The organism is Pseudoalteromonas sp. CuT4-3 (assembly GCF_035666335.1).
Classification (GTDB): Bacteria; Pseudomonadota; Gammaproteobacteria; order Enterobacterales; family Alteromonadaceae; genus Pseudoalteromonas; species Pseudoalteromonas atlantica.
The window spans coordinates 265,296-281,457 of the sequence record NZ_CP142031.1 but is presented as its reverse complement, the minus strand read 5'-3'; the positions used below and the strand labels follow the sequence as shown (position 1 = coordinate 281,457).

11 protein-coding genes are annotated in these 16,162 nt (G+C 41.1%); 4 read left to right on the top strand and 7 right to left on the bottom strand.

The window, feature by feature from the left end; translation table 11 throughout:
* Genes VOI46_RS18180 through VOI46_RS18160 form a run of 5 tightly spaced genes read right to left on the bottom strand, consistent with a single transcriptional unit; the run spans nt 1 to nt 9,108 of the window.
* Nucleotides 1-2,538, bottom strand: coding sequence for a glycogen/starch/alpha-glucan phosphorylase (locus tag VOI46_RS18180; protein WP_004586433.1), 2,538 nt, complete (start codon nt 2,536-2,538; stop codon nt 1-3).
* The gene (gene glgX / locus VOI46_RS18175) at nt 2,531-4,594 is read right to left on the bottom strand and encodes a glycogen debranching protein GlgX (protein WP_004586434.1); all 2,064 of its coding nucleotides are present in this window, start codon (nt 4,592-4,594) and stop codon (nt 2,531-2,533) included. The genes VOI46_RS18180 and glgX overlap by 8 nt, the downstream gene beginning before the upstream one ends.
* Nucleotides 4,587-6,806: a 1,4-alpha-glucan branching protein GlgB gene (gene glgB / locus VOI46_RS18170; protein ID WP_282337374.1), complete on the bottom strand. Its 2,220-nt coding sequence runs from the start codon at nt 6,804-6,806 to the stop codon at nt 4,587-4,589. Before glgB ends, glgX begins: the two co-directional genes overlap by 8 nt.
* Complete coding sequence (malQ, locus tag VOI46_RS18165; protein ID WP_004586436.1) at nt 6,799-8,796, bottom strand: 4-alpha-glucanotransferase; 1,998 nt, start codon at nt 8,794-8,796, stop codon at nt 6,799-6,801. Before malQ ends, glgB begins: the two co-directional genes overlap by 8 nt.
* 9 nt (nt 8,797-8,805) lie before the next feature.
* A complete protein-coding gene (locus VOI46_RS18160) occupies nt 8,806-9,108 on the bottom strand; it encodes an isoamylase early set domain-containing protein (protein WP_004586437.1) in 303 nt (100 codons plus the stop codon).
* A 374-nt stretch (nt 9,109-9,482) separates the two neighbouring features.
* Here VOI46_RS18160 and VOI46_RS18155 point away from each other — a divergent pair, with 374 nt between their 5' ends.
* Nucleotides 9,483-10,415, top strand: coding sequence for a hypothetical protein (locus tag VOI46_RS18155; protein ID WP_004586438.1), 933 nt, complete (start codon nt 9,483-9,485; stop codon nt 10,413-10,415).
* 64 nt (nt 10,416-10,479) lie between these two features.
* On the opposite strand, the gene VOI46_RS18150 is transcribed toward VOI46_RS18155, so the two are convergent.
* The gene (locus VOI46_RS18150) at nt 10,480-11,652 is read right to left on the bottom strand and encodes a hypothetical protein (protein WP_004586439.1); all 1,173 of its coding nucleotides are present in this window, start codon (nt 11,650-11,652) and stop codon (nt 10,480-10,482) included.
* Between the two features lie 128 nt (nt 11,653-11,780).
* Complete coding sequence (locus tag VOI46_RS18145) at nt 11,781-12,209, bottom strand: Lrp/AsnC family transcriptional regulator (protein WP_004586440.1); 429 nt, start codon at nt 12,207-12,209, stop codon at nt 11,781-11,783.
* A gap of 182 nt (nt 12,210-12,391) precedes the next feature.
* Here VOI46_RS18145 and VOI46_RS18140 point away from each other — a divergent pair, with 182 nt between their 5' ends.
* Genes VOI46_RS18140 through astD form a run of 3 tightly spaced genes read left to right on the top strand, consistent with a single transcriptional unit; the run spans nt 12,392 to nt 16,151 of the window.
* Nucleotides 12,392-13,597 (top strand): aspartate aminotransferase family protein, encoded by a 1,206-nt coding sequence (locus tag VOI46_RS18140; protein WP_004586441.1) that lies wholly within the window; start codon nt 12,392-12,394, stop codon nt 13,595-13,597.
* Between the two features lie 45 nt (nt 13,598-13,642).
* Nucleotides 13,643-14,677: an arginine N-succinyltransferase gene (astA, locus tag VOI46_RS18135; protein ID WP_004586442.1), complete on the top strand. Its 1,035-nt coding sequence runs from the start codon at nt 13,643-13,645 to the stop codon at nt 14,675-14,677.
* Nucleotides 14,678-14,684: 7 nt separating this feature from the next.
* On the top strand, nt 14,685-16,151 hold the full coding sequence (astD, locus tag VOI46_RS18130) for a succinylglutamate-semialdehyde dehydrogenase (protein WP_282337372.1): 1,467 nt from the start codon (nt 14,685-14,687) through the stop codon (nt 16,149-16,151).
* Nucleotides 16,152-16,162 lie beyond the last annotated feature (11 nt).

Genomic DNA, 16,162 nt, shown 5'->3' with positions numbered 1-16,162 from the left:
TTAGTCTGTGCTCTTAGTGGCATGGCTCGTAGTTGCGTGTAAGTCTGTTTCACTAATAGTTAGGGGGGTTAGGTGCCAAATATCTTCACTGTATTGGCTTATGGTTCTATCGCTTGAAAATATGCCACTTGCGGCCGTATTTAAAATACTCATTTGCGTCCAATGCGTTTGGTCTTGATACGCAGCCTCTACCTGCTTTTGCGCTGCCACATAGCTTTCAAAGTCATGTGCAACCAACCACGGATCGTGAGGGCTTTTAATAGCATTAATAATGTCGTCAAATAAATTAGGCTCAAACAGGTTAAATTGCCCGCTTTCGAGTAACTGCATTACATGGCTTAGGTCGCTGTTTTGCTCTATTAAATGAGAAGGGTTATATCGCGATTTAATATCATCAATTTGATGAGCCTGCGCACCAAACAAAAAGAAGTTATCAGCGCCAACAGCGTCTCTAATTTCAATATTCGCCCCATCTAACGTACCAATAGTAAGCGCACCATTCATCATAAACTTCATGTTACCGGTGCCTGATGCTTCTTTACCTGCGGTCGATACTTGCTCTGATAAATCGGTTGCAGGGCAAATAGTTTCCATTGCGGTTACATTATAATTTGGTAAAAACGCAACTCGTAAATAAGGCGCTGCAAGTGGGTCTTTATTAATAACCTCAGCTACGTTATTAATTAACTTAATTATTTTTTTAGCCATGTAATAACCAGGGGCGGCTTTACCCCCTAGAAGCACACAACGTGGTACTAAGTTTGTGGTATCGCCTCGGCGTATACGGTCATATAAATGAATAACATGAAGTACATTTAATAACTGGCGTTTGTATTCGTGAATACGTTTAACTTGTACGTCAAACATCATCTCTACATCAAAATCAACACCACAGCGCTCTTTCACCAAATCGACGAGACGTTGTTTGTTTTCGCGTTTAACATTTTGCCATTGCTGATGAAACGCGGTGTCGTCGAAGTAGCGGCGTAATTGGCTTATATCTGCAAAATCGCTAACCCATTTTGAGCCAATTTTTTCTGTAATTAAATGACTCAAGGCCGGGTTGCAGTGTGCTAACCAACGCCTTGGCGTAACCCCGTTGGTTTTATTATTAAACTTGTTAGGCCAAAGCTCGTAAAAGGTTTTAAATAGCCCTTCTTTTAAAAGTTGGGTATGTAGTGCGGCCACACCATTTACCGAATAGCTACCCACAATCGCTAAATAAGCCATGCGTATTTGCGGCACGTCGCCTTCTTCAATTAACGAAAGCGCACGCTGCTTACTTGCATCGCCTGGCCAATGCTGAGCCACTTGCGCTAAAAAGCGAGCGTTTATTTCATAAATAATTTCTAAAATTCGCGGCAATAGTTTTGCAAAAAGCGGCACTGACCATTTTTCTAATGCCTCTGGCAATAGAGTGTGGTTAGTGTAAGCCATTGTGCTGGTTGTAATTTCCCACGCGTTATCCCAATCAAGCTCGTAGTCATCAACTAAAATGCGCATTAACTCTGCCACGGCAATACTTGGGTGCGTATCGTTTAATTGAAATACATGATGGGCTGCAAAGTCACTAAAGTCTTCGCCGTACTGTTCAACCCATTGCGATACAATATCTTGAATACTCGCTGATGATAAAAAGTACTGTTGGCGCAATCTAAGCTCTTTACCATTTTCGCTGCTGTCATTTGGGTAAAGCACCATTGTAATTTGTTCTGCTAGGTTTTTTTGCGCTACCGCTTCTGAATAACTCCCCGCGTTAAACTCGGTTAAATTAAATTCGTCGGTCGCTTCTGATTTCCATAGCCTTAGCGTATTAACAATGTCGTTTTTATAACCAGGAATAGGCACATCATATGGCACAGCTAATACGTCGTGACAACCAACCCATTGACGGTGTTCGCGCCCATGTTTGTCGGTATAACTTTGTACGTGCCCAAAAAACTTCACTCGTTGTGATTGCTCAGGCGCGGCAAGCTCCCACGGGTGCCCCTCACGAAGCCAGTTATCGGGCTGCTCAACTTGGTGGCCATTTTTTAATGATTGGTTAAACATACCGTATTCGTAGCGAATACCGTAACCAACCACGGGAAGCGCAAGGCTTGCACAGCTATCTAAAAAGCAGGCAGCTAAACGCCCAAGGCCACCATTACCTAGCCCTGCATCGTGCTCTGCCTGGGCTACGGTTTCAATTGTGGTGCAATACTCTTGCAGTGCACTGGAGACTTGCTCGTCTAAGTCGAGATTTAAAATTGCATTACCAAGTGCTCTACCCATTAAAAATTCCAGCGATAGGTAAGCTGTTTTACGGCGTTTTTCTTGCTTGATTTGTTGTTTGGTTTCTCTGCAACGTGCAACCAGCCGATCTCTGATTGTCAGCGCAAGTGCATGATATAAATACAGTTGCGACTCACCCACTTTGTCACGCCCTAAACTGTAATAAAAGTGCCGAGTTAAATCATCTTTTAAAGTGCTTTCATCAATTACAGGGCCTTCTTGCCACCCTTTTACCACACACACATTTTCGTCTTGCTTAGACATGACCATCGTCCTCTAAATTTGCACTAAAAACCCAGCTGCTTTGTGCTGAAATTTCGACTATTGCATCCTCTTTACTACTCACCGATGCGTTATGTACACTTGATAAAACCATCTCCCATTGCGCCGCGATAGGCGATGGGGGTAACTTACAAAAAACTGTTTTTTTACTCGCATTTAAAATGATTAATAAGGCGTATTTATTTTGCTTATCTAACAAGCTATACATTAAAAACTGGCGCTGTGGCTCGTGCCAATGCTCGTTGGTCATTTTTACGCCTTGCTCGGTAAACCATTTAACCGTAAAGCGCTCGTCAATATCTTCTGAAAACACACTGTGTTTAAACGCACTGTGACCACGCCTTATTTTTAGTGCATCGTCAATAAATCGGGTTAGTGAATGATTTAGCTGTGAGTCTTTCCATGCCAACCAACTGGTGCGGTTATTTTGACAATACGCATTATTATTGCCCCCTTGCGAGTGACCCATTTCACTGCCTGAGGCAATCATAGGCACCCCTTTTGAGAGTATTAGCGTAAGTAAAAAGTTCTTTTGTTGCTGCAGCCTTAGGGCAATAATTTTGGCATCATTAGTAAATCCTTCAACACCACAATTGGTGGAATGATTAGCGCTGTGGCCATCGCGATTTTGCTCGCCATTCGCTTCATTATGTTTATGCTCATAACTCACCAAATCGGCAAGCGTAAAACCATCATGGCTGGTAATAAAATTAATACTGTTTAGCGGCCCGCGCTGGCTGTGCTCAAAAATATCAAATGAGCCATGAATACGCTTTGCTACATTTGCAATAACGCCTTCTTCGCTTTGCCAAAATCGGCGTATTACATCTCTGTATTGGTCATTCCACTCTCGCCAAGGTGCAGCAAAAGCCCCCAGTTGATAACCTCCTGGCCCTATATCCCAGGGCTCACTAATAAGCTTTACACGGCTTAATACAGGGTCTTGTTCAATGGCTTGAAAAAATGCATGGGCGCTATTAAAACCATGGGCATTTCTGCCTAAAATGGTGGCTAAATCAAACCTAAATCCGTCTACTCCCATTACTTGCACCCAATAACGTAAGCTATCAAGTACCAGCTTTAAGGTTTTAGGATGATCAATATTAATGGTGTTACCGCAGCCTGTATCGTTTATATACACCTGAGGCTTATCAGCCACCGTTCGGTAGTAAGCTAGGTTATCTAACCCCCTGAGCGATAAAATCGGCCCATCGGCGCCCGCTTCTGCGGTGTGGTTATAAACCACATCTAAAATAACCTCTATATCTGCTTTATGAAGCTCGCTAACCATGCGCTTAAATTCGTTAATGTCATCATCAACTAAATAATCTTTATGCGGGGTAAAAAAGTTAAGTGTGTTGTAGCCCCAATAATTTTGCAGCCCCTTTGCCGTTAAAAACTGCTCACTTATAAAAGCATGTACAGGGAGCAGCTCTAGTGCGGTAACCCCTAAATTATGCAAATGCTCAATAAAGCTAGGGTGGCTTAAGCCTAAAAACTTGCCTTGCAAATTTTTAGGCATATTAGGGTGTCGGCACGTGGCGCCTTTTACATGGCACTCATAAATAACGATATTAGACCAGCTATGGTTTGGCTTTTTATGTTTATAAGGCTGGCTATTAACAACCCGTGATTTAGGTATATCAATGGCATTATTAACGGTGCTTTTCGTGCCAATAGGCATTTGCCCATAGTGGCGCTCACTCCATGTAAATTCGCCAAATAAGTCTTTTGCATAAGGGTCTATCAGCAACTTGTGCTCGTTAAACAGCAGACCTTTTTCAGGACTGTACTCCCCTTCTACGCGATAACCATATAATGCGCCTTCGGCTAAGGGTGCTACATGGGCTGTCCATATACCGCCTTCGTTGATATGCATGGTTACTTTTAATATTTCAGAGTGCCCACTTTTATCAAATAAGCACACATAAGCTTGTGTTGCTTTAGGTGCGTACAAGCTAAAGTTAACGCCGCCACTGCTAATAGTTGCGCCAAGTGGCTGTGGTTGCCCATGTGAAACCTCAAATCGATTACTCATCTTCAACCTTTTGTAAATAAATAGTCGTTAACCCGCCCATTGCAATTTTAATGCTATGCGAAAAGCCATGAGCGCTTGCCTTAACGCTACTAACCGTGGCGTTTTTGTTTGTTGTTACTTTAATACCTGAGCCAAAAAAAGCGTCATCATCGGTGTTTAAAATAACCTTATACTTACCCGCTGCGGGTACCCCAATTTCATACTCTTGATAAGAAACAGGCGTAAAGTTTGCCACTACTACAATAAAGTCGTGGGCATTTTTAGCATAACGTACAAAACTAAATATACTTTGCTCGTTATTGTTGTTATCTATCCATTCAAAACCCGCAGAGCTTGAGTCGAGTTCATACAGTGCAGGGGACTGCTTATAAGCAGTATTAAGCGCTTGTACAGTGTTTTGTATACCGCGGTGGCTTTTATGCTCTAGCAAATGCCAATCAATAGAATGGTTGTGATCCCATTCTTTTCGCTGTGCTATTTCGCCGCCCATAAACAGCAGCTTTTTGCCTGGGTGCGCCCACATAAATGCGTAATACGCACGTAGATTGGCAAATTTTTGCCAATCATCACCAGGCATTTTTTCAATTAATGAGCCTTTACCATGTACAACTTCGTCATGACTTAGCGGTAAAATGTAATTTTCGCTAAATGCGTACACCATCGAAAACGTCATTTCGTGATGATGATGCTGCCTATAAAGCGGATCATGTTGCATGTAATGAAGGCTGTCGTTCATCCACCCCATATTCCACTTGTAGCCAAAGCCTAAGCCATTGTGATCAACACTTTGAGTGACTCCCGGCCACGCGGTCGACTCTTCAGCCACCATCATAATGCCCTGATTATTTTTATAACTACGCAAATTTACCTGCTTTAAGCACTCAATAGCGCCTAGGTTTTCTCGCCCACCATAACAATTGGCAACCCATTCACCTTCTTTGCGGCTGTAATCTAAATAAAGCATTGAAGCCACCGCATCTACGCGCAGTCCATCAAGGCCAAATTGCTCTAGCCAATACATCGCATTAGAGATTAAAAAGCTTTTAACCTCCGGGCGGTCGTAATTATAAATATAGGTATTCCAATCAGGATGAAAGCCTTGTCGAATATCGGCATGCTCAAATAAATGCGTGCCGTCAAAGTGGTGTAAACCATGCGGATCACTAGGAAAATGCCCAGGCACCCAATCAAGTAGCACGCCTAAGTTTGCTTTGTGGCACTGCTGAACAAAGTATTTAAAACTGCTGTAATCACCAAAGCGACTAGTTGGTGCAAACAACCCCACTGGCTGGTAACCCCAAGAGCCATCAAACGGATATTCACTTATTGGCATTAATTGAATATGCGTAAAGCCCATTTCAAGCGTGTAATTAACCAGTTTGTCGGCAAGTTCGCTATAGCTTAAATAGCGGTTTTCTTCAGCCCTTTGCCATGACCCTAAGTGCACTTCGTAAATACTTATGGGCGCGTCTATATGGTTACGCTTTTGACGATTTTTAAGCTCGCTATCACTCAGCGAAATAGGCGTTGCTTGCTGTTGTAACACACTGGCCGTACCCGGAGCTTGCTGCATTTTAAAGGCAAACGGATCTGCTTTTTCAAGCACATCGCCTTGCTGTGTCACAATAGAAAATTTATAACAGGTATCGGGCTGAAGCCCTGCGATAAAAAGCTCCCATACATCACACGCAGGATGAAAACGCATATAATGACGATTAGCTTGCCAAAGGTTAAATTCGCCGATAACAGATACACTGGCTGCATTAGGCGCCCACACACAAAAACGCACTCCATCAACCCCTTGTTGATTAATAAAGTGAGCGCCTAAATGTTTATATGCATGCTCTAAACTGCCTTCGTTAAATAAATACATTGCATCTGTATCTAGGCTGCTTGCAAAGCTATATTCATCGTAAAAACATAATGCTGAGTTTGCATATTCAATGTTGCACTTATAAGGCTGCGTTGGCATTTCGTTGCTTGTTGCAATAAATAAATCGCTACTGTTATAACGCTTAGCAATAACTTTTTTATCATTAATAATAATATTTACATTTTTAGCCGCGGGTAAATACACGCGTATTTCGTAGCCATTTTTATAAGCATGTGTCCCTAAAAAACTAAAAGGGTCTTTAAATCTGCCGCCTTGTAGTGCAGTTACCTGTGCGTCATAATGGGTCTGTAATGAATCCTTTGGTGCGGTACTACTCATATCCTTTCCTTATTGAATTAACTGCAGCCAAGGTACTGGCATTATTTTTAAAAATAGCGTTGCTTGAATGAGTTAAAACACGGCGCCAATTTGGGTATTCGGTATTAGTACCGGGTATATTCACCGGATACGTTTGTTTATCTAAATCATCAAGCTGAAGTGCAAATAAACGGGTCTCACTGTGTGCAAGTGCTTTGGCAAGTTCACCGTAAACGCACATAGCATCGCTAGTTTCGCTAAGTTGCTCTGCGCTATGTAACTGTATAAAACGCAGTAATCGTTGTTTTTCTTGTTGTCGTTCGTGCAATTGCTGTTGGTACTGCTGATTATCAATAAGCTGATACTGACGTTTAATATCTAAATCATCTGTTTGCCACCAGCCGCAAAATGGCGGTACGTCATGATTCGCTATCATAATTAAACAATGCTTAGGTAATTCTTGTAATGGTAAAAACTCACCATCATGTTGTTTTTCAAAATAAAATAAGCTATTTGAATAAATACCACTCACAGCAAGTGCGTGTTTTACCTCGGGCGGGACTATGCCTAAGTCTTCACCTATTACTATGCACTGATTAAGGTGAGACTCTATTTTTAAAATAGCCAATAAGTGCTCGAAAGGGTAATAAACATAACAGCCATCTTGTGTGTGATTATTTTCAAAGCACCACCATAAGCGCCTTAGTGCCATAACGTGATCAATGCGCAAACCGCCAACGCCTTGCATGTTTGCGCTAATAAGTGAGCGATAAAAGGCAAAGTGATCATTTTTTAATTGTTGCGGGTTAAGCGCAGGCAGCCCCCAATTTTGCCCTGCTTGCGCCCAAGGGTCTGGCGGTGCGCCAACATTGGCATTATCACTAAAAAGTGATTGCTGAGATTGATACTCAACGCCATCTCCTGCACAACCAACAGCAAGGTCATTAATTAAACCTATTGCCATGCCTTTATTTAAACAGTGCTGCTGACAATGGCTTAATTGTAATTTAGCCTGCCATTGTAAGTAGTAATCAAAGGTAGGATTGGCTGAATTTAGCGTAGTTAGGGTCTGGGCGTTTTGTTTGCAAAACTGGGCAAACTCATCGCGTCGTGAAGCGCTGGCATGTGCTTCAAAATGACTAAATAGCGCTTTAAATAATGCATATTTAACGGCGCTTACTTTTTCATAATTTATAAACTGTTCATTGCTGTTAAAAAGCGCTTTTACCTCATCACTGTGTAACAAAGCATCTAATTGTGGATTGTTTTTAGCATCAGCTGATAGTTCAACACAAATGTACAAAGGATTTAATAACGCACGGCTATTAGGGCTATAGGGGCTGGCTCGCTCACTCTGCTGTGCAAACAGCAAATGTAATGGGTTGAGTAATATGTAGTCCATGTGTTGCTGTGCACATAAGTCACATAGCTCTAGTAAATCATTAAAATCCCCTACACCTAGGCCTGCTTTGTTTTTAACTGTGTACAACTGCAGCGAAAGCCCAGTGCGCTTAGTATCATCTACTTGAAAAACTTTTTCTGGAGTGGCCCACAATTGAATCTCTTTGCTTTGCTCCCCTACACTAACCAGCGCCTGATGATAACCTACCGGAATAGCCCCTAACGGCACTGCTACTTCAATATAACGCACGCCATGTACATAGTAATCGCCCGTAATAGCCAAATTATGTAAATTAGCACGCTCATAGGTAACGTTTAACTTTGGCAACGTTATCGCAACAGGTAAATCACGTTGACGCTCATCTATGCGAATATAAAAAAGGTTATCAGTTAAATTCACTAAGCTGGTATCGGGTGCTAACTCTAACCAAGGCGCAACATCTAATTGATAATTAAGCTGCGCTATTTGGTGTTCATCTTCGGTATTTACACCACAACATTGTAAGGCACGTTTGCGCGTGTCTTCGCTAAATATAACCTGCTCGCCCGTGTATTTAGTAAACTCATAACCGATACCGTGCAGATAAAACAACTGCGAAAGTGCGTCCATTTACTCGCCTTAATTTATGCGTTGAGTATTCACTATGCTATTTTCTGTGCCAAATGTATTAGGTAGGTAGTCATCTGCTTGGTGGTCGTTATCCCAAATATCACCATTAATTAAATAACGAAAATGAAACTGCTGATCAACTGGCAAGCGTTGCTTACATTTAAATACCCCTTCTTTTTTATTAAGCTTCATAGGCACCGGCTGCCAATCGGTAAATTCGCCAAGTAAACTTACTTGCTCTGCATCAGGGTGGGTAAACTCAAAGGTAACTTCAGCTTCATTTTTTGTTTTGAAAAAACGTTTATTCAACATAGTAGGCTCCAACTAAACCAAAATGGGTACTTAATCTTTGCCACAGGGCCGATACAACACTTTAAAGGGCGATGTGGGGTGCATTTAAACATCATTAAACGCGGGTAATTTAAACAAATTTTTATTTACGCATTATTACAGTGCAAAAAAGTTTTTAGCTGCACATATAAGGTGCGATTACAATAAAAAATTTTCGCTTATTAATGACAAACTAATGTACAGCAAGTATTAAACCAACTTAATCATTTTTCATTATTAATATATTGAGCAAAAAATCGTATAAAGGTTCACACTAACCTATAAAATTCTTTCGTTATCAGTGTGCTTAAGTAATAATACACAGCATCTTACGTCTCTGAAATACCAAAAATTTCATGTTGAAAAAAAGCATTTTATTTACTACGGTAATTGTATTTATTGCACTTGCCTCCTTTGTAAGCCTTTCTGTATATACCCTTTTTAGTAAAAAGCAATTATCAGTAGACCCTAAATTAAAAGAAATTTCAGGCATTGAGTTTGATAAAAAAAAGCGTTTGTGGGCGATTAATGATGGCGGTGACGACCCAAAACTTTATCGCCTGGGCGAAGATGGCGCTATTGAAAAAGAAATCCTTGTTACGAATGCTAAAAATATAGACTGGGAAGACATGACGCAAAATAAATTTGGTCATTTTTTCTTAGGTGATTTTGGCAATAATAAAAACGACAGAAAGTGGTTAACTATCTATAAAATAGAAAACCCAATAGACATAAAAACAGAGACCACCGAAGCCGAAATTATTAAGTTTACCTATCCTGAAATGGACGGCACTCCCATTACGCCTAATAAACGCAACTTTGATTTAGAGGCCTTCGTAGAATACAAACGCCATTTATATTTATTTACCAAAAATAGAACAGAACCTTTCGACGGCATAACCAATGTTTATAAAGTGGGCGATCATGCAGCCAATTTTGATGCACAGTTGATTGATTCATTTAAAACATGCACAACTTTAGAAAAACTCTGTTGGATCACATCCGCTGCTCTTAGCCCTGACAGGACTAAACTTGTGTTACTTGATTCTACAAGCATTTGGCTGTTCGAAAACTTTAAAGGCGACAAGTTTTTTTCTGGTGATGTGTCTCGAATCGATTTAGGTATTGTTACGCAAAAAGAAGCGATCACCTTTTATGACGATAATACGCTTATTTTTACCGATGAAGAATTTAAAGGGCTGGTAGGAGGAAATGCTTACGTTATTAAATTAAACGAAGCACAAAAAACCGTAATCAGACAAGCGCCAAAGGCTGCTGTAAATAAATAGCTATACAATATTTACACAAAATTTTGCTATACACGTGGGCTTGAATAAAACGCTGCTCACGCTATTAATTTAATGCGTTGTTATTAAATGAGTGCAGCGCTTTTTCTACATCAACTCCCAAAATAATAACGCCAATATGATCGCCCTTGGCATTTTTTATCGGTAGACTTAATTGCACCTGAAAATGATGTGTTGAAGCATCATATTCAACACTGTCAAAGCGATACGCTAAAGACTGCTGGTATACGAGGCTAAATTTATTCTCATCCCCTTGCCAATAATCACTGGTGATTTTGCTTATAGCCACATTTTTACCTTGCTTATCTGTCACTATAATTTCGGTAATTATGCCTTTGAACTGCCTTTGCCATTGTTTTAAATATAAGGAAGCATCAGTAAATAGCATATTTTTAGCTAAATCATGTTGATGTGTTTTAACTTCTTTTATCCAATGATCGTCAGCGAGTTTAAGCGCTTTGTTAGTCAGCTTTATATGGTTACTTTGCGCTGCGGCATCGGTAATTATGGGCTGTGAAATTAACGCCTTTATTGGCTCTAACAATGTATTTAGTATTTGTACTTGTTCGCCCTGTGATAAATAAAACGGTGCAGGGGCACATTGAGGAATCGTTTCATCGAATTTTTCTAAAAAAGAAGGGTGCGAATTAATAAGCTTATTAGCAGCAAAAACCCCTAGAGGCACATAACGATAAAATGAGCGCGGATAGGCAGATGCGTCAATACCTAAGTGATCGGCAGCATTATTAAAATCATCTAAATCAAGTAATACTTTGTCTACTCTATGATGATGAAGTACGTTTACTATTTCTTCTAGCGAGTTTACTTCAAGCAGCGAGGTAATATTTTGCGTTTTAAACCAATTAGCCTGATAACTGCCATGGACCACGCCATAACGTAATTTTTTGGGGTCTTTATTAACGCTATCGGGATGAGTAAACCAGTACCAATTTTCTAGGTAAATAGGTGATGACAACTTACCATACTGGCTCATCTCAGAGGTTAAATGCGTTGTAAAATACCCATCCAACCTATCTTGTTTTACCTCGCGACGAGCCCTCAGCCAAGGTAACGATTGCAACTCAAATGGCATGTCCATATTGTGTAAAATACATTGCACTTGGTTAACCGCATTATCTGGTGTTGTAAGCGATACATTGGTACCTAATTTTAAGGGTTCAGTTAAAGTTAAAAGTGCAAAAAATAACGTTGTGGGCATAATCCATTGCTAAATAATTGTGTTAATTACAATAAGTATAGTAAGGCTTTGCCGAAATACCTAACTTCGATAAAATTAAATATTAAGTTAAATCAATAGGTAACCTTTCGCTTCAGTAACACTATACTTTAACGCTTAAATTTTGTTTCTAAAATCACTGACGATGTTGTGCGCTCTACCCCATCTAAATTACCTATATCATCAAGTAAATGGCTTAGCTTTTCTAAGTTTTGCGCTTGCACTACAGCAATTAAATCAAACTCCCCACTAATGGCATAAAGCTGGGAAATAGCATCAATCTGTTTAAGTTCTAAATTGGTTTTAGTGGTAAGTTTTTGCATCACCTTTATAGATACATGAGCCGAGACCATACTGGTCAAATAGTCTTCACCGTAATCTACGCTATAGCCTTTTATAACTCCTGTTTCTTCAAGTTTTAACATACGGCTTTGCACGGTAGAGCGCGATAAATTAAGCATGCGTGCCAAGTCAGAAATACTGGCTCTTGCATTGGTTTTTAAAATTGAAAGTAGCTTTTCGTCTTGTGGAGTTATCATATTGCTTATTAATTTCGTTATTTTGACTTTTATTGTAATCATTTTTCACAAAATAGCACTGCAAATTTAACCTACAACCTTCGATAATAGTGCTTAATAACAAAAATTACCTAGCTGAGAAAACGCTAACGTTTTTATTTTGCTAATCTTTATTCAATATTCACAATTTTTAGGTGTACATAATGCAAGTAACAAGAGACTTATTTAACGATGTAATGGTGCCAAACTACAATCCGTCGGCAGTTATTCCTGTACGCGGCGAAGGCTCACGTGTGTGGGATCAAAATAACAATGAGTTTATTGATTTTGCAGGCGGTATTGCCGTTAATTGTTTAGGCCACTGTCACCCAGCGCTTGTATCTGCTTTAAAAGAGCAAGGCGAGAAAATTTGGCACTTATCAAATGTAATGACTAACGAACCTGCCCTGCGTTTAGCACAAAAAATGGTTGAAGCGACATTTGCTGATAAAGTGTATTTTGCAAACTCAGGCGCAGAAGCCAACGAAGCGGCCCTTAAGCTTGCGCGTCGTTTTGCACTTGACGAACACGGCGAAGAAAAATCACAAATTATTGCCTTTAACAAAGGGTTTCACGGCCGTACATTTTTTACTGTAACGGTGGGCGGACAAGCTGCTTACTCTGATGGCTTTGGCCCTAAACCTGGCGACATTATGCATTGTGATTACAACGACATTGCAGCATTTGAAGCACTCATCAGTGATAAAACATGTGCCGTAATGATGGAGCCACTACAAGGTGAAGGCGGCATTATTTCACCTACCGACGAATTTGCTAAAAAAGTACGCGAGTTATGTACTAAGCACAATGCACTGCTAATTTTTGATGAAGTACAAACAGGCGTTGGCCGCACTGGCGATTTATACGCTTACGAAGGTTTAGGTGTAGTGCCCGATATTTTAACGACAGCTAAAGCGTTAGGCGGTGGTTTTCCTATTGGCGCTATGATCACTCGTACTCATATCGCAGAGCACTTAAAAGTAGGTACGCATGGCTCTACGTACGGTGGTAACCCACTAGCTTGTGCAGTAGCAGAAGCTGCATTTGACACCGTAAACACACCGGATGTACTCAACGGCGTTAAAGAGCGTGGACAACTATTTCGCGATGGCTTAAACGCAATTAACGAAAAATACAACGTATTTAGCGAAGTACGTGGTAAAGGTTTACTTATTGGTGCGGTATTAAACGATAAATTTGAAGGCCGCGCACGTGACTTTTTAGTTGCCAGTGCTAACAATGGTTTAATGAACCTTGTTGCAGGCATGAATGTTATTCGTTTTACCCCTTCTTTAGTTATTCCATTTGAAGATATTAAAGAAGGCCTAGCACGCTTTGAAAAAGCAGTAAGCGACGTAGTAAACGGCTAATTTAATTAAGCGCGCCTTAGGGCGCGCTGTTGGAGCAAGTAATAAATGCAAGTATTACGTCCTATTACCACTGAAGACTTTGCTGCACTTAAGCAAATTGCGATTGAATCGGGCCATGGGTTTACCTCACTTCCGGTGGACGACCAGCTATTAAAAGACAAAATAGACCGCGCCGAAAAAAGCTTTGCTAAAAATATCAATCAGCCACTCGATGAAAGCTACTTATTTGTTTTAGAAGATAGCGAAACAGGTGAGGTTATTGGCACAACCGCCATAGAAGCCGCTGTTGGCTTATCGGTGCCGCTTTATCATTACCATTTAGGTAAAACAGTACACCACTCGCCTACACTTAATGTTTATAACACCGTTGATATTTTAAGCATGTGTAACGATTACACCGGATGCTCTGAAATATGTACTTTGTTTTTGCGCGAAAACAGCCGTAAAGGCTTAACCGGGCGCTTTTTATCACGCTCACGCTTTTTATTTATGGCGCAGCACAGCGAACGCTTTGCCGATACCGTGATTGCTGAAATGCGCGGTGTAAGCGACGAAGATGGTCATTCACCGTTTTGGCAGTGGCTGCAAGAGCACTTTTTTAGTATTGAGTTTCCCAAGGCCGATCATTTAGTGGGGCTTGGCGATAAAGTGTTTATTAGTGAGTTAATGCCTAAATACCCTATTTACGTAAACTTACTCAGTAAAAAAGCCCAAGCAGTGATTGGCAACGTGCATGAAAAAACTAAACCCGCACTTAAACTGCTCGAAAAAGAAGGTTTTGAGCACCGTGGCTATGTTGATTTGTTTGATGCAGGCCCAACGGTAGAAGCCAAGCTTGGTAATATTCGCAGTATTCGTGAGTCTCAAGTATGCCCTATTACAATTGGCGAGCTGGAACATATTAGCCAGCACAGCTCAGATACTTTAGCCGTTTGCAATCAAGGTGTAGGTGGGTTTAGAGCAACCTTTACCCAACACGCCCATTATAACCACGCTAAACACACATTAGTAATAAGCCAAGAAGTGGCTGATGCCCTTAATTTATCCCAAGGAGATGCAGCGCGTTTTTTCCGCCTGTAAAACAAATATGAACACACACCTTATAAATAACCAATGGCATACAGGCCAAGGCCCCGCTTTTAGCTCTGTTAATCCGAGTAACGGCAAAGTTGTATGGCAAGGTAATGGCGCAACAGCTGAGCAAGTAGATGCTGCAATCAATGCAGCTAGAGCCGCACAAGTACAATGGGCAGATACGCCTATTGAGTCGCGTATAACCATACTTGAAAACTTTGTAGCACAATTAAAAGAGCACAGCGAAGAATTTGCAGCCATTATAGCGCGCGAAACTGGCAAGCCTCTTTGGGAAACACGCACAGAAGTAGGCGCTATGACAGGTAAAGTGGCCATTTCGATTAAAGCGTACAACGAGCGTACCGGCACCACTGAAAACCCAATGCCGGGTGCAAAAGCCTTTATACGCCATAAACCACACGGCGTTGTGGCTATATTTGGCCCGTATAACTTTCCTGGGCATTTACCTAATGGTCATATAGTCCCTGCTATTTTAGCGGGTAACACCGTGGTATTTAAACCGTCTGAGCTAACCCCTCACGTTGCTGAATTTACTTTATCACTTTGGTTAAAAGCAGGCTTACCAGCAGGTGTTATTAACCTAGTGCAAGGTGAAGTAGAAACAGGTAAAGCTCTTGCTTCGCATCAAAACATAGACGGCTTATTTTTTACCGGCAGCTCAAACACCGGCCATTTATTACATAAACAGTTTGCAGGCCACCCAGGTAAAATATTAGCGCTTGAAATGGGCGGTAATAACCCTTTAATCGTTAAAAATGTAGCCGATGTAAGCGCTGCAGTGCACGATATTATTCAATCGGGCTTTATTACTTCTGGCCAGCGCTGTACTTGTGCACGCCGCGTGTTTATTGAAAAATCGCTCAATGGCGATGCTATTTTAGAAAAACTGATTAGCGCAACTAAAAACATTGTTGTTGATGACAGCTTTGCTGGCGATCAACCATTTATGGGTGCCATGATCAGCGAAAAAGCCGCCTTAGGCATGGTTGCAGCGCAAAATGAATTAGTTGCAAGTGGTGGCGAAATACTTGTTGAGCTTAAGCAGCTAAAAGCAGGCACTGGGTTTGTAAGCCCAGGTATTATTGATGTAACTAACATTACCAACATGGACGATGAAGAACACTTTGGCCCGCTCATTAAAGTGTATCGCTACAACGACTTTGACAGCGCAATAGCAGAGGCTAATAACACCAGCTTTGGTTTATCAGCAGGCTTACTTGGCGATAACGAAGATGATTACAGCCACTTTTTAAAGCGCATTCGTGCCGGCATCGTCAATTGGAACCGCCCTATTACAGGTGCCTCTAGTGCAGCACCGTTTGGTGGCATAGGCGCAAGTGGTAACCACAGAGCAAGTGCGTATTATGCCGCTGATTATTGTGCCTACCCTGTAGCATCAGTTGAGGCCGATAAGGTAAACCTGCCACAAACTTTAGCGCCAGGCTTAGTAATTGAATAAGTGAATAACCC